Source organism: Mesorhizobium sp. M0437 (assembly GCF_040321335.1).
Classification (GTDB): Bacteria; Pseudomonadota; Alphaproteobacteria; order Rhizobiales; family Rhizobiaceae; genus Mesorhizobium.
The window spans coordinates 1-16,856 of record NZ_JAMYRK010000040.1; the positions used below are offsets into that span (position 1 = coordinate 1).

A 16,856-nucleotide genomic window follows, 5' to 3' on the forward strand; every position below is an offset into this window, starting at 1 on the left:
AAGGACCGTGCTCAAAGGCCGGACATATGGACGCAAGCGATCGAAAACGACGCAAAACAACCGTTGCAGGCAGGGCGCCGTCCACATATGGATCCCAGGGTCTCCGCGACGTCGCTTCGCTCCTGCTCCCGCCCTGGGATGACGAAGCTTGGTGGGTATCAGCCAATCTCAAAAGATTGCGATAGTTCAAGCCCCGCAGCGGAACCATTGGCAGGCCCCTCAAGCCGCCTCGGCCAAACACTTCGCACATGTCCCACGAAACTCGATCACCGCCTTCTTGGCGGCGAAGCCGGTCGAGCGTACCCATTCGTCGAGCCGGTGGCCGACATCATGGTCGGAGAACTCGGTCACCTGGCCGCAGGTGTCGCAGATAGCAAACGCCGTCATCGAATGGCTGTGGTCGTGCGGCTCGGCACAGGCGACGAAGGAATTGAGGCTTTCGAGTCTGTGCACGAAGCCGGACTTCACCAGCGTGTCGAGCGCCCGGTAGACCTGCAGCGGCGCGCGAAAACCGCGCTCGCGCAATTGGTCGAGCAACGTATAGGCGCTGAGCGGGCCGCTGGCGGCCTCGAGTTTCTCGAGCACGCAAAGCTGGTTCTTCGTCAGTACATCCCTTGCCGCCATGATCCCGTTCCAAGCCGCTCCGTGCCGATCGCTGCCATTAGGCATACAAACCGGCCTCTGCCACTGAGATAGCGACGAACTGCCTTTTTTGCTACTGTTTGTATTCGCAGCCGGTGGTCGGCTGGCCGGCGACGCCATATTCAAAATACTGACAAAATCCTCGGCCAGGCTGGCCGTGCTTGGAAATTCGATCGGGCTTGGGGAAGCAATCATGATCAAAGTGACGCGGCGGACGCTGCTTGCCGGCACGTCCGCGCTGGCCGCTGCCGGCCTGGTACCGTTTCGGGCATTCGCAGCGGCGCGCACCTACCATGCGCTGCTTGTTGCCTGCACCGATTACCCGAACCTGCCGAAGAAAAACTGGCTGATCGGACCGAAAAACGATGCCGGCCTGGTGCGCGATTACCTCCTGGGGAACACGCCCGCGCCGGTAAAATTCCTGGCCGAAAACATCACGCTGCTCGCCAAGGATGTCGAAGGCGCCAACGGACCGCCGACACATGCGGCGATCAAGGCGGCGTTGGCCGATCTTGCCGCCAAGGTCCAGCGCGACGATTTCGTCTACCTGCATTTGTCCGGTCACGGCGCGCAGCAGCCGGCAGCGAACAAGGGCGACGAGACGGACGGCCTCGACGAGATTTTCTTGCCGTCCGACATCGACAAATGGGTCAACCGCGAAAAGGGCGTGCCCAATGCGCTGGTCGACAACGAGATCGGCACCGCGCTCGACGTTATCCGCGACAAGGGCGCCTTTGTCTGGGCCGTGTTCGACTGCTGCCATTCCGGCACGGCGACGCGCGCCGCCGAGGGCGACGACGAGCTGGAACGCAAGGTCGAGTTCGCCGATCTGGTCGGCGGCGACGACGCTGCCAGGGCGGCTGCGGTGAGAGCCTATGACGAGATTGCGTCGGCCGCGCCGCGCGGCTTTGACGACGACGGGCAGCGCAAGCCGGCCTTCAAGCTGACGCCGACCGGCGCCGAGCCGACCACCAAGGGCAAATTGGTCGCCTTCTACGCGGCGCAGACGGTGGAGACGACGCCCGAGATGCCGCTGCCCAAGGGCACGGCCGATGCACCGCGTTTCGGCCTGTTCACCTTCACCATCCTGTCGAAACTGGCCGAGAACCCCAACATCACCTATCGCCAGCTCGGCCAGGCCGTGCTGCAGCAATATTCGGCGGACGGCCGCACCCGGCCGACGCCGCTGTTCGAAGGGGAACTCGACGCACGCGTCTTCGGCACCGACAAGACAGACGCGGTCATGCAATGGCCGATCGTCATCGAGAACGACAAAGCCACGATCAGCGCCGGGTTGCTGCAACGCCTCACCCCCGGCAGCAGGCTCGCAATATTGCCGTCGGCGCTGTCGCCGCTGTCCGAGGCGCTTGGCTATCTCCAGGTTCAGTCGGCGAAAAACCTGGAAAGCCGGGTCAAGCCGGTCGAGTTCGGCGGCAAGCCGGCGCTCAAGCTGGCCGATATCCCCGCCAATGCCTATGCACGGCTGGCCGAGCTCGCCGTCGACTACAAGCTCGTGGTCGCGCGGCCGGCTGCGGCCAAAGGCCTCGAGAAAGAGGCCGCGCTGGCGAACTCGGTTCTCGACGAACTGGCGGCCAGGAAGAGCTCAGGGTTTCACATCGCGCTGGTCGAGCCGGGCAAGAGCGCAGATCTGCGTCTCGCAGTGCTGCGCGAGAACGCCATTGCCGGCGCCGCAGAAGATGCCACCGACGCGCCGGCGCTGTGGTTCCTGCCGGCTTCGGGCGACATGACGCTCAAGGGCGGCAGCAAGCCGCCGTTGATCGTCATTCATCCGGACGGCCGCGAAAAGTTGATCGAGGCCGCCGCAGGGAATCTGACGAAAATCTTCCGCGCCATTGGCCTGTCGAGGCTGGCCGCCGCCTCCGATTATCGGCCGGAAGAGGTCAGCGTCGAGTTCCGGATCAAGCGTTTTGACAGCGACACGCTGCAGCCGATCGAAGCGTCGACTGTGCCGCGTGTTTCGCCCGACGATCAGGTCCACGTACTGGCCAGGAACGGTTCGACCAACCTGGTCGACATCAACGTGCTCTACGTCGGCTCCGACTATTCCATCCAGCATTTTCTTGCCGAGCGCCTGACCGAAGGCGCCGTGCTCGAGGAAGGCCTGTTCAAATTCACCGACACCGGCTTCGGCATGGAGCGGATGATCGCCGTCTTGACCGAAGCACCGCCGCAGAGCGAGAAGCAGGATCTGAGCTTCCTGGCGCAAGAGGGCGTTGTCTCGGTAACGCGCGGACTGGGACAGCCAAGCTTCGCCGACATGCTGGCCGATATCGGCATGGCGCCGGCGACACGGTCGGCCATGCGGCTGACCGACGACAAGGGGTCGAAGGGCGCCGTGATGATTTTTCCGATGGAGACCGTGCCGCGCGCCTGAGGCGCGGTCAGGTGCCCGGCCGGGCCTCTTGCCTAATCGGCTGATAATGAACATTCTTCGACCACCGCTGTCGGCGGCCGAACGGAACGGGTGAGGGCGTTCGTGAACAGGATCGTATTTTCGTGGCGCGCAACAACCGCCGGCCTTGTCGCCGAGCTGTTGCTGGCCGCCAATGCTTCGGCGGACGAGGCTTGCGGCCTCTGCGCCAAGGAGGTCGTCATCAATTCCGAACTGGCGAGCTGCTTTCTCGACCAGTACGACCGGATCGCCAAAACCGGCAACACCGCCGTTGTCGTCGATCTCAGCAGCTGCGCCTCGCGCGGCGTGGTCGAGCCGTTGCCGTCGCCGGGCAAGGCGCAGGTGGAGCCTGACCTGCAGTTCATCGTTTCGCGCACGCAGCTGGATTGCCTGAAGAAGAAGCTGGAGACCCCGGGCATCGTGCTCGACCCGTCCGCCACCATAGAATTGGACAGCTGCGGATGACGAAAGCGGGGGGCAACGCAACGCAGCAGGCAGTGACGGCGCCGGTACCGCAAAAGAAGCCGGTGTCGCTGCCGGAAACCGTCGAAGGCCTGCCGTGGGTGAGCAATCACGAGGTCAAGAAGGAGGCGAACCCATTCACCGATCGCGACTGGCGCATGCTCGTCTATGCCTGGTCCGGATTGCTGGTGCGCCTGGCGATCATCTTCACCTTGATCTTTTCGGTCTACCAGTTCCTGGCGAACCAGGAGCAGAAGCGCGTCGAGCAGACGATGTCGCTGGTCGAGCTCTGGGAAAGCAAGGATTACCAGCAGGCGCAACGGGCCCTCAAGCAACGCCTGGCGGCGCTCAACGCCAAATACGGCAATCTGCTCAGTGCCAATCCGACGCCGACCGAGGAACAGGTGTTCAGACAGCGCATCGGCATCGAAGCGATGAGCGCTACCGGCGGCGACATGCCGCTTGCCGACTTCAGCGACAATTTCGACCGCGTCGTCTATTTCCTCAACCGCCTTTCCTTCTGCGTCGAAGGCAGGCTGTGCTCGCGCGACGTCGCCGACTCCTATTTCCGCGACTATGCCGCTTCCTTCTGGAGCTATTTTGCCGGCTATATCGATAAGGAGCGCAAGGCCGGTTCACCGACTTTCGCCCAGCCGATCGAGAACTATGTGCGCCAGGCGCCACCCTCGGCCCAGTCCAGATAATTCCCGAAAATGCGAAAGCCGGCGACGGAAATGCTCCGCCGCCGGCCGGTTTTCCGCGACGATCGCGGCGGAAACTCTGCAGGCCTATTTGTACAGGCTGTTGATCCACTGGACGTTGATGGCGTTCAGACGCACGGCGGTATTGGCATCCGGGCTCTCGGCCACGTTCACGCCGGTGATGACGCGCTGCTTGGAGCCATTGTCATAGGCATAGACCGAGCTGCCGCTCGACCCGGGATAGGTGTCGCAGTCGTACTGGAAATACTCGGTGGCGATGTTTTCGGCGTGCACTTCGCAGGTCGCCTTCCACATCGTGCCCATCGGCTTGTCGCCGGGATAGCCGATGATGTTGGCGGTGAAATCGCCGAGGTCGTCATAATTGGCATAGCCGAGCCAGCCGAGGTTGGTGCCGACATCCTGCTTCAGGGTGACGATGCCGAGATCCCACGGCACGACCGAGCCGTAAAAGCCCTGGTAATTGTCGATGAAGCCCTGGATGACATAAGCGCTTTCATAGGTGAAGGCGCCGAACGGCGCGTCGTCGGCAGTCTTGCCGTTGAGAGCCGGCACGAACAGGATATCGTCGAGCCAGGCCTTGTCCTCGTGGCTGTAGAGGCAGTGCGCCGCGGTGAGCACCGTGCGCGGGCCGATCAGCGTCGCCGAGCAGCTGCCATAGCTGCCGCTCTTCGATTTGCCTTCGAGATAGCCGATCGCGGTGAACGGGTAGGTTTTGGTATTCTTGATCTGCTCGCGGTCGTCCGTGCCGAACACCTGACGGCCAGCCTCTTCGCCTCCGCTCAGTCCGGAATTGTCGGACTTCTGCCCGTCGGCGGGCGCGTTCATGTCCTTGATGACAAGGTCCTTCAGCGTCTCGTTCGGGTCAATCTTGATGTCCTTGCCATCGGCGGAGCGGCCGACGATGCCATAGGATTTGACGGCCGTTGCTTCGTCGGTGAGCGGCGCGGCGCGGTTGGCCTCGTCGTCGGTCAGTTTCGGCGGGGCGATTGGTTTCGCCCGGCCGGGCTTGTAATCGCCCGATGTTACATCCCGCATGCTTTCGCCGTTGCCGGCATTGGCGGAACCTGGATCGGCAGCCAAGGCAGGAACCGCCCACATTGCGGTGGAAAGCAACGCGGACGCAATAATGCTATGTGTCAGTTTTGTCATGGTGAGACTCTCCCAAAAGTCAGCAAGGACTGGATCAAGATACAGAAATATTGTCGAGATCGTGGTGGCGCAAAAAAATGAAATTGGTTACCGGTGCCTTTACCGGGCCATTATTCAGTGCAGCCAGTTTAGGTCCCCGCCAAAAATGCCTGCAACGGTATACTGCCTAAAATAATCCAACATTGGCAACGACAAATTGCTTCCACATAGCCCGTGGGGGGCTATAGGATTTTGGGCGGGTCGGCTCGACAGCACGACTAGCAGAAATGGTGCTCGGCTTTGTGACGGATCGTGCTTCGCCGTGGAGCATGATCTCACCGGCCGGTTCCATTTCAGTGGACCATGCGTCGGCGACTGACCTGTCGGGAACATCGTCTCAGGGGGTTCGAGGTGAAGATCATCCATAGGTTCAGACCGATTGCCGCCGCCGCGCTGCTCGGCATCGCGGCGGCCTTGCCGGCCGTCAAATCCGTTCATGCCACGGACGCGGCCGCTCGGCCGGAGGCGGCGATCTCGCCGATGAAACGCGTGGCCGAGGCCAGGGCCAAGGCCAGGGCGGAGAACCCCGACGGCGCCGATCGCGTCTACGGCGGCAAAGAGGCCGAGAAGGGCGCTTACCCGTTCCAGGTGGCATTGCTGACCACCGGCAAACTGGACAAAAGCCCGGCCTCGCAGGCGAATGCGCAGTTCTGCGGCGGCAGCCTGATCGCGCCGCAATGGGTGCTGACGGCGGCGCACTGCCTCAATGACGACGGCGAGCCGATTTCGCCTGATGTGGTCACCGTGCTCACCGGCGCCACCGATCTGAGCGAGGGCAAGCGCTACAAGGCGGTGGAGATCATCGTCAACGAGGGCTACAGCGAGCAGACGCTGGACAACGATCTCGGCTTGATCCGGCTGGCCGCGCCGGCCGATGCCCCGACCATCAAAATTGCCCGTGAGCCGACACCAGACGCCGGCAAGACGACGGTCACCGGCTGGGGCAAGATGCAGGACGGAACGTTTCCCACCGCACTGATGGTCGCCGACCTGGACCTCCAGCCGAACGCAACCTGCAACAGCGGCATCAAGGCGATTTATGCGCATGATTTGAAGGCAGCGCTCGGCGAACTCGCCCGCCGCATGCGTTATTCGGAAAGGGGCATCGAGGCGGCCGCCAACGCGATTGCGGCCGATATGGCCGATCCGCTGACCGGCAACATGATCTGCGCTGGCACGGCCAGCGGCGAGCGCGACGCCTGCAATGGCGACAGCGGCGGACCGCTGTTCGTGACCGGCGCCGATGGTCCGGTGCAGGTCGGTGTCGTCAGCTGGGGCGAAGGTCCGGCCGACGGCGGTACCGCCTGCGGCCACAAGAACGCCTACGGCATCTACACGCGGCTGGCCAATTACACCGGCTGGATCGAGGAGAAGATGAAGACGGCGGCGCCCGCAGCGCCCAAAGCCCTCGGCACGGCGCAGAAGCCCGCCACGCCCTGACCGGTGTCATTGCTGAACCAATGAACAGCGGGAGCAGTCCCTCTGTTTCTGTCCCAAAACCCGGTTCTGTCCCAAAAACCTGGGGTCGGGACTAGAACCAGCGATCGCGGCGCTGATCTGTGGCGGCCAGGGTGAGGCCGAGTAGCGCTCCTACGGCCGCTCCGAGGATGAATGCCGACGATATTGTGCCGGGATTCTCCTGGACCACCCCCGACACCGTCTGCGCCCTGTTGCGCAGGGCTTGTGCTGTCCGAGAGGCGCGCTCGGCAGCGTTGTCATACCAGCCGCCGGCGTCTTCGATCGCCTCTTCCGCGCGTTCGGCCAAGGTCCGATTGATCTTGCTGATCTCGCGCCTCAGCTGCGCGACCTGCTTCTCCAGGGCTTCCTGAGCTTCGCGTTGAGTCATCTTGGGTGCTGCGGATTCGTTTGGTTCGTCGGCCATGGTAATCTCCTTTGCTCAGGTGAGGATCAACGGCGTGCCCGCTGTGCAGGTTCCTCCGCAAAACGATTCTGTCCGGTGTTTGTTCGTTGGAAGCGCGGCTCTGCCTGCAAAATCGGCTTGAACATAGGATCGTTCCGGCGCTCCCCGCGTTGGTGAAAACGCCACAAGGGAGGAACCGTCATGGACAATGACCGGCATGAAAAGATTCGGCAGCGAGCCTATGAAATCTGGATGCGCGAGGGCCGCCCGGATGGCGCGCATGAGCGTCATTGGCAGCAGGCGAAGCAAGAGCTTGGCCTCGACGACGCGGACGGTCCGGCGGGAACGATCGCCAGCTCCGACGTTCTGACGGTCGAGGCACTGGCGATGCGCACCGGGATAACCGGTGATCAGGCGCAAGAGCTGATCGACAGGCTGGGCAACGACAGGGCGACGCTCGAGCAAGCCGCGCGGAACCTCAAGGCAGCCGAAAGTTAGCCGCTGGCCACCGTGTCGAAGACAGCTACCAGTTCGCGCTGCCGCGTCTTTTCGATGAAACCGGACCGCAGACCGTCGTCGCCTACTTCCTCGGCGGCCCCTTGCGCTCGGCCGATGCCGCCCAGAGATTGATGTCCGACTCGCGGGCAAAGCTGTCGATCTCGGCGAGCTCGGCATCGCTGAAGTCGAGCGCCTTCAGCGCGCCGACGCAATCCTCGACCTGTTCCGGCCGGCTGGCGCCGATCAGCGCCGACGTCACCCTGCCTCTGCGCAGCACCCAGGCCAGCGCCATCTGCGCCAGCGTCTGGCCGCGGCGACGGGCGATGACGTTCAGCGCCTCGATATTGGCGATCGACTTGTCGTTGATGAATGCCGGGCGCAGCGACTTGCCCTGGCTGGCGCGGCTGCCATCGGGGATGCCGCCGAGATATTTGTCGGTCAGCATGCCTTGCGCCAGCGGCGAGAACACGATCGAGCCGACACCAAGCCCCTCCAGCGTATCGAGCAGGCCATCATCCTCGACCCAGCGGTTGAGCATCGAATAGCTCGGCTGATGGATCACGCAAGGCGTGCCGAGCTGCTTCAATATGTCGGCGGCCTCGCGGGTGCGCTGCGAATTATAGGAGGAAATGCCGGCATAGAGCGCCTTGCCCGAGCGCACCGCGTGATCGAGCGCGCCCATCGTTTCCTCCAGCGGGGTGTCGGGGTCGAAGCGGTGCGAATAGAAGATGTCGACATAGTCGAGCCCCATCCGGTTCAGGCTCTGGTCGAGGCTGGCCAGCACATATTTGCGGCCGCCCCACTCGCCATAAGGCCCTGCCCACATTTCGTAGCCGGCCTTGGTCGAAATGATCAGCTCGTCGCGATAACCGGCAAAGTCCGTCCGCAGGATCTCACCAAACGCCCGCTCCGCCGAGCCGGGCGGCGGGCCGTAATTGTTGGCGAGATCGAAATGCGTGATGCCGAGATCGAACGCCCTGCGCGCGATCGCCTGCTTGGTTCTATGCGGCGTGTCGTCGCCGAAATTGTGCCACAGCCCAAGCGAGATCGCCGGCAGCTTCAGGCCGGACCGCCCGCAGCGATTGTAGACCATCTTTTTGTAGCGGTTCTCGGCGGGGACATAGGGCATGGGAAATCCTCATATCTCATATCGAAACGCGCCCGACGGCTGCCGACGCGATGACGGGCAAGTCGGCTCCAGCCTCACCCTTAGCCTCTCCCCGCGCAAACGGGGAGAGGCTTTTTGCGGTGCTTGGGAGGCGCGCCGCCTACTTGGTTTTCTTCTTCGCCAGCAGCTCCTTCGCCGCCTTGACGCCGAGTGCCGCGGGCCGCTCGCAGCTGGTCTGCATGGCGACGAACTTTCCGGTCTCGCCCGAACGCAACAGTCCGGTCATGACGTCGACGGCATGCAGCGCCAGTTCCATCGAGCAGCGGTGCGGCCGACCTTCCCTGATCGCGATCGCCATGTCGGCCAAACCGGCGGTGCGGTAGTTGGCCATCATGCCTTGCGAATGCATCTCGTTGGGCACGCCGAACGGATGCGGCCATTTCGGCAGCTTCTTCACCGGCTTGGCGGCCTCGGTGAAACGCACGTCGCCGCCGAAGAAATTCGGATCCGGCACGAACACCGTGCCCGCCTCGCCATAGAGTTCCATCGGCGCGTGGCCGTGGCTCCAGACGTCCCAGCTGGTGTTGAGCGTCACCACGGCACCGTTCTCGAATTCCAGCACGCCATGGATCGTCGTCGGCGTGGAGACCGGGATCTTTTCGCCGGCGCGCGGCTTCGAGCTGATGATGCGTTCCGTCATCGGGATCGAAGCGAAGGCGGCGACCTGCTTCACCGGCCCGATCAGCTGGATCAGGTTGGTGATGTAATACGGTCCGATATCGAGCACCGGCCCGGCGCCCGGCTGGAAGAAGAAGTCCGGATTGGGGTGCCAATGCTCCATGCCATGGCTCATCACATGACAGGTGCCGCTGGTGATCCTGCCGAGCCTGCCGGTGTCGATCAGGTCGCGGACAAGCTGGTGCGCGCCGCCGAGGAAGGTGTCGGGCGCCGAACCGATGCGCAGCCCCTTGCTTTCCGCCCGTTTTTTCAGGTCGAGCCCTTCCTTGACCGACAGCACGAAGGGCTTCTCCGAATAGACGTGCTTGCCGGCGTCGAGGATCTGCTTCGACACCTCGTAATGCACCGCCGGAATGGTCAGGTTGACGATGATGTCGATATCGTCGGCCTTGAGCAGCCCCTCGACGGTCTCGGCGCGCAGCTTGAACTCTTTTGCCCGCGCTTTCGCCGCTTCCATGTTGATGTCGGCGCAGGCGCGCATCTCGATGCCGCGAAACAGCGGCGCCAGCGAGAAATACGCCTTCGAGATGTTGCCGCAGCCGATGACGCCGATGCCAAGTTTTGTTGCCATGCTGATGTGCTCCTAATAGGTCTTGGCGGCTGCGGTCGAGCGGCGGGCGAAGCGCTCGATATCGTTGGGATTGTCCTGTTCCATGACGTAGTATTTTGCGGCGCTTTTGGCGCGTAGCGCCTTGATCAGGCCGGGCCAGTCGATGGTGCCGTGGCCGACGTCGGACCAGCCGTCCTCGTCGAGGCCCTCGCCCGGCTTGGCCAAGTCCTTGACATGGACGGCGACGATGCGCTTGCCGTGCTTCTCGATCCAGGGCAGCGGATCGACGCCGCCGCGCACCACCCAGGCGACGTCCATCTCCCAGCCGATGTCGGGCGCGGAGGACAGGATATGGTCCTGCGGCACCGAGCCGTCGGCAAGCGCCTTGAACTCGAAATCATGGTTGTGCCAGGCAAAGCCATAGCCGGCTTTCCTGGCCGTCTCGCCGACCTTGGCCAGGCGTTCGCCGAAACCGCGCCAGCCGGCTGTGTCGGCCGGCCTGAACTCGGCGTTCAGGAACGGGCAGATGAGCAGCGTGATGCCGAGCGCGTCGGCCGTCCTGCGCACGCCGTCGAAATCCTTCTCGAGCGCGTCGATCGAGAAATGCCCGGTCGGCATGGCGAGCCCGTTCTTGTCGAGCTCGGCACGGAACGCCTTGGGATCGTCATAGACGCCGCCGAACCCTTCGACTTGGCTGTAACCAAGCTCCCCCAGCATCTTGAGCACGCCCTCCCAGGGCTGGAAATTGCGGGCGCTGTAAAGTTGGAATGACCAGTTCATCGTCTCTGTCCGTTTTCTTGTGGATGGTTAGTTTTGGGGGGATGAGTCTTGCGGGAGTGGAAGAGTCTTGGGAGGCTAAATCATGCTCTAGAGGCGGTTACCTGTGGCGGCGTCGAAAAGCGAGGCGCGCATCGGGTCAAAACCGATGCCGACCGCCTCGGCGTTGTTTGGCGTGCGCTCGGCCGTCACCCGCACCGTGAAATTCTGGCCGGCGAGCTTCAGCCAGACCAGCGTGTCGGAACCCATGGGCTCGACGACCTCGACATTTGCCGTGGCTGCGAACGGCCATCCCGTGCCGCTGTTGAACGCCACGTGCTCGGGGCGGATGCCGAACACGGCCGGCCCTGGCACCGGGTCCTTCTCGAAAGCATAGGTGGCAAGCGGTATCCGCACATCCTCGGCGACGAAGTGCCAGTCGCCTGCCGCTTGCTCCAGTCTGCCGTCGAGGAAGTTCATTGCCGGCGAGCCGAGGAAGCCGGCGACAAACCGGTTGACCGGCCGGTTATAGATGGTCTGCGGCGCATCGAGCTGCTGGATGACGCCGCCCTTCATCACCGCGATACGGTCGGCCAGCGTCATCGCCTCGATCTGGTCGTGGGTGACATAGATCATGGTGTTCTCGAGCTTGCGATGCAGCAGCTTGATTTCGACGCGCAATTCCGCGCGCAGCTTGGCGTCGAGATTGGAGAGCGGTTCGTCGAACAGAAAGACATCGACGTCACGCACAAGTGCGCGCCCGATCGCCACGCGCTGGCGCTGGCCGCCGGACAGCGCCGCCGGCTTGCGATGCAAAAGCGGTTCGATCTGCAGGATCTCGGCGGCCCGGGCGATGCGCTTGGCGATCTCTTCCTTGGCGAGGCCGGCAACGCGCAGCCCGAACGACAGGTTCTTCTCCACCGTCATCTGCGGATAGAGCGCGTAGGACTGGAACACCATGCCGATCCCGCGATCCTTGGGCTCTTCCCAGGTGACGTTCTTGCCCTTGATGAAGATGCGGCCTTCGGAAACGTCGAGCAGCCCGGCAATGCAGTTTAGCAAGGTCGACTTGCCGCAGCCGGACGGGCCGAGCAGCACGATGAATTCGCCTTCGGCAACATCGAGGTTGAGCGTCTGCAGCACCGATATCGCACCGAAATTCAGCGACAGGTTCTGGATCGAGACGCTGGTGCCGTTTGCCGCAATGCTGCCGTTTGCGTTCATCGCCATCATCCTTTCACCGCGCCGGCGGCGATGCCGCGCACAAACAATTTTCCGGACAGGAAATAGACGATCAGCGGCACCAGGCCGGTCAGGATGGTGGCTGCCATGTTGACGTTGTATTCCTTCACGCCTTGCACCGAGTTGACGATGTTGTTGAGCTGCACCGTCATCGGATAGGTGTCGGGGCGGGTGTAGACGACGCCGAACAGGAAGTCGTTCCAGATGCCGGTCACCTGCAGGATGATGGCGACGACGAAGATCGGCAGCGACATCGGCAGCATGATGCGGAAATAAATGCCCCAGAAGCCGGCGCCATCGACACGCGCTGCCCGGAACAGCTCCTCCGGCATGGAGGTAAAGTAGTTGCGGAACAACAGTGTGAGGATCGGCATGCCGAAGATGGAATGGACGATCACCAGGCCGCTGAGGCTGCCGTAGAGGCCGACTTCGCGCAGGATGATGACGATCGGATAGATCATCACCTGATAGGGGATGAAGGCGCCGACGATCAGGATGATGAAGAAGGTGTCGGCACCTTTGAAGCGCCAGTTGGCAAGCGCATAGCCGTTCACTGAGGCGAGCGCGATCGACAGGATCACCGACGGGATCGTGATGCGCACGGAATTCCAGAAGCCACGCGACAGCCCGTCGCAGTTGAGCCCGGTGCAGGCGCTCGACCAGGCCTTGACCCATGGCTCGAAGGTGATCTCCATCGGCGGCGAGAAGATGTTGCCGAGGCGTATCTCGGGCATGCCTTTGAGCGACGTCACCACCATCACATAGAGCGGCAAAAGATAGTAGAGCGCCACCACGATGAGCGTGCCGTAGAGGAAGATGTTGCGGCGCGAGAACATATGCCGCGGCTTCGGCCCGCTCGGCCCGTACGCTTCGAGCGTGCCGGGGCCGGCCGGCAATGAAACGGTATGGTCAGACACGCTTCTTGCCTCCAAACTCGAGATAGGCCCACGGCACGATGACGATGATCACCGACAGCAGCATCATGGTCGAGGCGGCGAACCCCTGACCGAGGTTCTGGGCGAAGAACATGTAGTCATAGACATATTTGGCCGGGACTTCGGAGGCGATGCCGGGCCCGCCGCTGGTCTGGGCGACAACCAAGTCATAGATCTTGACGATACCGGCAGCGATGATGACCAGCGTGGTGATGAAGACCGGCCGCATCATCGGTATGATGATGAACAGATAGGTCTTCCAGGTCGGTATCCCGTCGACCCGCGCTGCCTTCCAGATGTCCTCGTCGATGCCGCGCAGGCCGGCCAGCATCAGGCACATGATGAGCCCGGTGCCCTGCCAGAGAGCGGCGATCAATATGCCGTAGATGACGATGCTGGAATCATAGAGCGGATTGAAGCTGAAGCTCGTCCAGCCGAGGCTGCGCACCACTCCCTGGACACCGAACTCGGGGTTGAGCAACCACTGCCAGACGAGGCCGGTGACGATGAAGGAGAGGGCGAAGGGATAGAGGAAAATGGTCCGGAACGTGTCCTCGAACCGGATCTTCTGGTCGAGCAGGGCGGCAAGCAGGAAGCCGATCACCAGCGAGAACAGCAGCGACAGCACGCCGTAGATCAGCAGGTTCTCGATCGAGACCAGCCAGCGCGGCACCGACCACAGCCGGTAGTACTGGTCGAGCCCGACGAAATTCAGCCGTGGCAGGAGCTTCGAACTGGTGAAGGAATAAAGCACCGTCCACGCGCTGCCGCCGACAAAGATCACCAGCGCTGTGAGGATCATTGGGATCGAGGCGATCTTCGCATTGAGGTTGCGAAAGAGTTGGCTAGGGCGTTCGCTCTTGCTCATCTGCACAGCCGCTTTGGATCGGGTAAGGGCCGGAGGGTCAAGAGGCCTTGACCCGAGCTCCCGACCCTGCGTTTGCAGGGGCGGGAGTGAGGCGGTCGGTCGATCGCTCAATCGGCCGAACCGACAATGGCGGCGAAGCGCTTCTGCGCATCTTCCACGGTCATGTCCTGCTTGGCGAAGAACTCGGAGAAAAGATCCTCCTTCTGCTTCTGGGTATCCTGCGAAAGCAGCTGGTCGGTCCAGGGCATGACATTGCCCTTGGCGAGAATTTCGAGCCCCTTCTTCATGCAGTCGTTCGCCGCCTTGAGGTCGACGTCGCCGCGTACCGGCAGCGAACCTTTCTTGAGATTGAAGGCGACCTGCGTCTTGGGATCGAGCAGCGTGTGGGCCAGCACTTCCTGTGCCTTCGATTTTTCGGGATCCTTCAGCAGCGGGAAGTAGAAAGCGTCGCCGCCGGTGGCGATCATCTCGTTGAGACCGAGGCCCGGAAGGCAAGTATAGTCCTTGCCGGCGACCTGACCGGCAACCTGGAACTCGCCCTGCGCCCAGTCACCCATGATCTGGCCGCCCGCCTTGCCGGTGATGACCAGATTGGTGGCCTGGTTCCAGTCCTGCACATTGGTGTTCTTGGCCATCTTGCGGGCATCGTCCGCGGCCTTGAAGACCTTGGCGACCTCGGGCCCGGCGGCGAATTCCGCGTCCTTGTCCTTGTAGACCTTGAGGAAGGCGTCGGTGCCGCCGACCGCCGCAAGCAGCACGTCGAAAGCGCCGGAGGCCTGCCAGGGCTGGCCGCCGACCGCGAGCGGCTGGATGCCTGCTTTTTCAAGCGCGGGCGCCGCAGCGACATATTCATTCCAGTTCTTCGGCACCGGCACGCCGGCCTTTTTGAAGGCCGCGTTCGACAGCCACAGCCACTGCCAGGAGTGGATATTGACGGGCACGCAATAGATCTTGCCGTCGAGGGTACAGCCGTCGAGCAGGCTCTTCGGCTGCACGATTTCCGTCCACTTTTCCTTGGTGGCGAGATCGGTAAGGTCGCGCATCAGCCCGGCCTGCACCAATTCTTCCGCCTGCCGGCCGTGATTGAACTGGGTCGCGCCCATCGGGTCGCCGCCGGTGATGCGGCTGATCATGATCGGCCGCGCCGTGCCGCCGGAGCCGGCGATGGCGCCGTCAACCCAGTGATTGCCGGTTGCGTCGAAAGCCTTGGCGAGTTCGGCGACCGCCGCCGCCTCGCCGCCGGAGGTCCACCAATGGGTGACTTCCAGATCCGTCGCGGCCGCCGGGCCGGCAAATTGCAGCGCGACCGTCGCAGCCAGCGCAGCAGTCATGAGTTGGTATCGCATTTCGTTCCTCCCAGAATCTGAAACGTTACAGATTTTCGATACGGCAATTGCTTGAGGCGCGCAACCCCTCGGGCGAAGGTGGCATCAAGTTTTTTCGAAGCGCGAATAAAATCGCGCGGCTCGTCGGCCTACCGCATCGCAACAAGAGGGGTTGCAATGCAAAATGGAATGCTGCGACGCCAAAAAATCGGAAAAGCCCCTTCTGTCGCTCTTTTTGCGCCGACCGGAGTGCCGCTCGTTTTGCGCCTGTCACCAGTGATATCGCCACGGCAGTGACAATCTGTAACGTTTCAGTATATAGCGGTCTCATTCGGTGAAGGCCCGCGGCGTACCCGCGGCCCGCCGATTGCCGGCCTGCCCGGCAACTGCTATGCGCCTGACGGGGCGGGATGAATGAACAGGCATCAAAAAGAGAAGGCCGACGAAGCGTCGGGCCCGGGCCGGCCGACACTGAAGACGCTCGCCTTCATGACCGGGCTGGGCGTCACCACCGTGTCGCGCGCGCTAAAGGATGCGCCCGAGATCGGCGCCGAGACCAGGCGGCGCGTCCAGCTTGTCGCCAAGCAGATCGGTTATCGGCCCAACCGTGCCGGCGTCCGCCTGCGCACCGGCAAGACCAATGTCATCAGCCTGGTGCTCAACACCGAGCACGAGATCATGAGCTTTGTCTCGGATATCATCTACGGCGTTTCGGAAGTCATCGCCGACACGCCCTATCATTTGATCGTGACGCCCTATTCGCGCTCGCAGGATCCGCTCGACCCGATCCGTTACCTCGTGGAAACCGGTTCAGCCGACGGCGTCATCATTTCGCGCACGCAGCCGAACGATCCGAGGGCCCGTTATATGCTGGAGCGCGGCATCCCCTTTGCCACGCATGGCCGCACCGATATGGGGCTGATCCATCCCTACCATGATTTCGACAATTACGCTTTCGCAGCCGAGGCAGTGCGCCATCTTGCCGGCCTCGGCCGTCGCCGCCTGGCTCTGTTGGCGCCGCCGGTCGAGCTGACCTATCACGGCCACACGCTCGCAGGCTTTGCCGATGCGCTGAGCGAGGTCGGCGCCAGCGAGATTCCGTTCAACACCGTTTCGATCGATCATTCGATCGAGCAGATCAGAATGCGGACCGCGCAGCTGATGCGCCGCGAAAGCCGCCCGGACGGTTTCATCAGCAGCGCCGCCGCCGCGACGCTCGCCATCGTCGCCGGCATCGAAGACGCCGGCCTCAAGCTTGGCCGCGATGTCGATGTGGTGTCCAAACAATCGTCGGAGCTTCTGCACCTGTTTCGCAGCGAATTGCTGGTCGTCAACGAGAACTTCCGGCTGGCCGGCGCCGAACTCGCCCGCTCGGTGCTGGGCTGGATCGGCGGCGCCGCACCCGGCACCCTGCAGAGCCTGAGCGAGCCGGGCGAAGTGCAGGCCTATCGCCGCCCCGACTAGAGCGGGATACGTTCAAATTGAACTGGGCTCCGGCTCCAATGCGCGCTGCTGGCTGGCAACCTTGGGGCCGATTGCCGACTGGCG

The 16,856-nt window shown here is 62.8% G+C and carries 16 protein-coding genes; 6 read left to right on the forward strand and 10 right to left on the reverse strand.

Annotation, left to right across the window (positions count from 1 at the left end):
* Window positions 1-219: 219 nt before the first annotated feature.
* Window positions 220-624: a Fur family transcriptional regulator gene (locus tag NKI72_RS22505; RefSeq protein WP_023675234.1), complete on the reverse strand. Its 405-nt coding sequence runs from the start codon at window positions 622-624 to the stop codon at window positions 220-222.
* Between the two features lie 211 nt (window positions 625-835).
* Here NKI72_RS22505 and NKI72_RS22510 point away from each other — a divergent pair, with 211 nt between their 5' ends.
* From NKI72_RS22510 to NKI72_RS22520, 3 genes are all read left to right on the forward strand, one after another.
* Window positions 836-3,037, forward strand: coding sequence for a caspase family protein (locus NKI72_RS22510; RefSeq protein ID WP_352850946.1), 2,202 nt, complete (start codon window positions 836-838; stop codon window positions 3,035-3,037).
* Between the two features lie 102 nt (window positions 3,038-3,139).
* Entirely contained in the window at window positions 3,140-3,520 is a 381-nt protein-coding gene (locus tag NKI72_RS22515; protein ID WP_352818345.1) for a hypothetical protein, read from the forward strand.
* Complete coding sequence (locus tag NKI72_RS22520; RefSeq protein WP_352814526.1) at window positions 3,517-4,221, forward strand: DUF4760 domain-containing protein; 705 nt, start codon at window positions 3,517-3,519, stop codon at window positions 4,219-4,221. The genes NKI72_RS22515 and NKI72_RS22520 overlap by 4 nt, the downstream gene beginning before the upstream one ends.
* Before the next feature lie 84 nt (window positions 4,222-4,305).
* Here NKI72_RS22520 and NKI72_RS22525 read toward each other — a convergent pair whose 3' ends face one another.
* A complete protein-coding gene (locus NKI72_RS22525) occupies window positions 4,306-5,388 on the reverse strand; it encodes a trypsin-like serine peptidase (protein WP_352474872.1) in 1,083 nt (360 codons plus the stop codon).
* 390 nt (window positions 5,389-5,778) lie between these two features.
* On the opposite strand from NKI72_RS22525, the gene NKI72_RS22530 reads away from it, so the two are divergent.
* The gene (locus tag NKI72_RS22530) at window positions 5,779-6,867 is read left to right on the forward strand and encodes a S1 family serine peptidase (RefSeq protein ID WP_352474873.1); all 1,089 of its coding nucleotides are present in this window, start codon (window positions 5,779-5,781) and stop codon (window positions 6,865-6,867) included.
* Between the two features lie 91 nt (window positions 6,868-6,958).
* Here the strand turns inward: NKI72_RS22530 and NKI72_RS22535 are convergent, their stop codons facing one another.
* Window positions 6,959-7,309 carry a hypothetical protein gene (locus NKI72_RS22535; RefSeq protein ID WP_352502632.1) on the reverse strand — a complete coding sequence of 117 codons (351 nt, stop codon included), beginning with the start codon at window positions 7,307-7,309 and terminating at the stop codon, window positions 6,959-6,961.
* Window positions 7,310-7,489: 180 nt separating this feature from the next.
* On the opposite strand from NKI72_RS22535, the gene NKI72_RS22540 reads away from it, so the two are divergent.
* On the forward strand, window positions 7,490-7,786 hold the full coding sequence (locus NKI72_RS22540; RefSeq protein WP_352502631.1) for a DUF2934 domain-containing protein: 297 nt from the start codon (window positions 7,490-7,492) through the stop codon (window positions 7,784-7,786).
* Between the two features lie 82 nt (window positions 7,787-7,868).
* Here NKI72_RS22540 and mgrA read toward each other — a convergent pair whose 3' ends face one another.
* From mgrA to NKI72_RS22575, 7 genes are all read right to left on the reverse strand, one after another.
* Complete coding sequence (mgrA, locus tag NKI72_RS22545) at window positions 7,869-8,915, reverse strand: L-glyceraldehyde 3-phosphate reductase (RefSeq protein ID WP_352834351.1); 1,047 nt, start codon at window positions 8,913-8,915, stop codon at window positions 7,869-7,871.
* A gap of 139 nt (window positions 8,916-9,054) precedes the next feature.
* Window positions 9,055-10,203: a Gfo/Idh/MocA family protein gene (locus tag NKI72_RS22550; RefSeq protein ID WP_352834348.1), complete on the reverse strand. Its 1,149-nt coding sequence runs from the start codon at window positions 10,201-10,203 to the stop codon at window positions 9,055-9,057.
* A 12-nt stretch (window positions 10,204-10,215) separates the two neighbouring features.
* Complete coding sequence (locus NKI72_RS22555; protein WP_352850947.1) at window positions 10,216-10,962, reverse strand: sugar phosphate isomerase/epimerase family protein; 747 nt, start codon at window positions 10,960-10,962, stop codon at window positions 10,216-10,218.
* An 87-nt stretch (window positions 10,963-11,049) separates the two neighbouring features.
* Window positions 11,050-12,162, reverse strand: coding sequence for an ABC transporter ATP-binding protein (locus tag NKI72_RS22560; RefSeq protein WP_352834346.1), 1,113 nt, complete (start codon window positions 12,160-12,162; stop codon window positions 11,050-11,052).
* Window positions 12,163-12,167: 5 nt separating this feature from the next.
* Window positions 12,168-13,097: a carbohydrate ABC transporter permease gene (locus NKI72_RS22565; RefSeq protein ID WP_023675222.1), complete on the reverse strand. Its 930-nt coding sequence runs from the start codon at window positions 13,095-13,097 to the stop codon at window positions 12,168-12,170.
* The gene (locus tag NKI72_RS22570; protein WP_352474879.1) at window positions 13,090-13,983 is read right to left on the reverse strand and encodes a carbohydrate ABC transporter permease; all 894 of its coding nucleotides are present in this window, start codon (window positions 13,981-13,983) and stop codon (window positions 13,090-13,092) included. Before NKI72_RS22570 ends, NKI72_RS22565 begins: the two co-directional genes overlap by 8 nt.
* 107 nt (window positions 13,984-14,090) lie before the next feature.
* The gene (locus NKI72_RS22575; RefSeq protein WP_352448364.1) at window positions 14,091-15,329 is read right to left on the reverse strand and encodes an ABC transporter substrate-binding protein; all 1,239 of its coding nucleotides are present in this window, start codon (window positions 15,327-15,329) and stop codon (window positions 14,091-14,093) included.
* A gap of 393 nt (window positions 15,330-15,722) precedes the next feature.
* On the opposite strand from NKI72_RS22575, the gene NKI72_RS22580 reads away from it, so the two are divergent.
* Window positions 15,723-16,772, forward strand: a complete 1,050-nt coding sequence (locus tag NKI72_RS22580; RefSeq protein ID WP_352767839.1) for a LacI family transcriptional regulator — start codon at window positions 15,723-15,725, stop codon at window positions 16,770-16,772.
* The last annotated feature ends 84 nt before the right edge of the window (window positions 16,773-16,856 follow it).

Coding starts and splice junctions, on each gene's coding strand:
- NKI72_RS22505 (WP_023675234.1), bottom strand. CDS start 624: ATGGCGGCAAGGGATGTACTGACGAAGAACCAGCTTTGCGTGCTCGAG.
- NKI72_RS22510 (WP_352850946.1), top strand. CDS start 836: ATGATCAAAGTGACGCGGCGGACGCTGCTTGCCGGCACGTCCGCGCTG.
- NKI72_RS22520 (WP_352814526.1), top strand. CDS start 3,517: ATGACGAAAGCGGGGGGCAACGCAACGCAGCAGGCAGTGACGGCGCCG.
- NKI72_RS22525 (WP_352474872.1), bottom strand. CDS start 5,388: ATGACAAAACTGACACATAGCATTATTGCGTCCGCGTTGCTTTCCACC.
- NKI72_RS22535 (WP_352502632.1), bottom strand. CDS start 7,309: ATGGCCGACGAACCAAACGAATCCGCAGCACCCAAGATGACTCAACGC.
- NKI72_RS22540 (WP_352502631.1), top strand. CDS start 7,490: ATGGACAATGACCGGCATGAAAAGATTCGGCAGCGAGCCTATGAAATC.
- mgrA (WP_352834351.1), bottom strand. CDS start 8,915: ATGCCCTATGTCCCCGCCGAGAACCGCTACAAAAAGATGGTCTACAAT.
- NKI72_RS22550 (WP_352834348.1), bottom strand. CDS start 10,203: ATGGCAACAAAACTTGGCATCGGCGTCATCGGCTGCGGCAACATCTCG.
- NKI72_RS22555 (WP_352850947.1), bottom strand. CDS start 10,962: ATGAACTGGTCATTCCAACTTTACAGCGCCCGCAATTTCCAGCCCTGG.
- NKI72_RS22560 (WP_352834346.1), bottom strand. CDS start 12,162: ATGAACGCAAACGGCAGCATTGCGGCAAACGGCACCAGCGTCTCGATC.
- NKI72_RS22570 (WP_352474879.1), bottom strand. CDS start 13,983: ATGAGCAAGAGCGAACGCCCTAGCCAACTCTTTCGCAACCTCAATGCG.
- NKI72_RS22575 (WP_352448364.1), bottom strand. CDS start 15,329: ATGCGATACCAACTCATGACTGCTGCGCTGGCTGCGACGGTCGCGCTG.
- NKI72_RS22580 (WP_352767839.1), top strand. CDS start 15,723: ATGAACAGGCATCAAAAAGAGAAGGCCGACGAAGCGTCGGGCCCGGGC.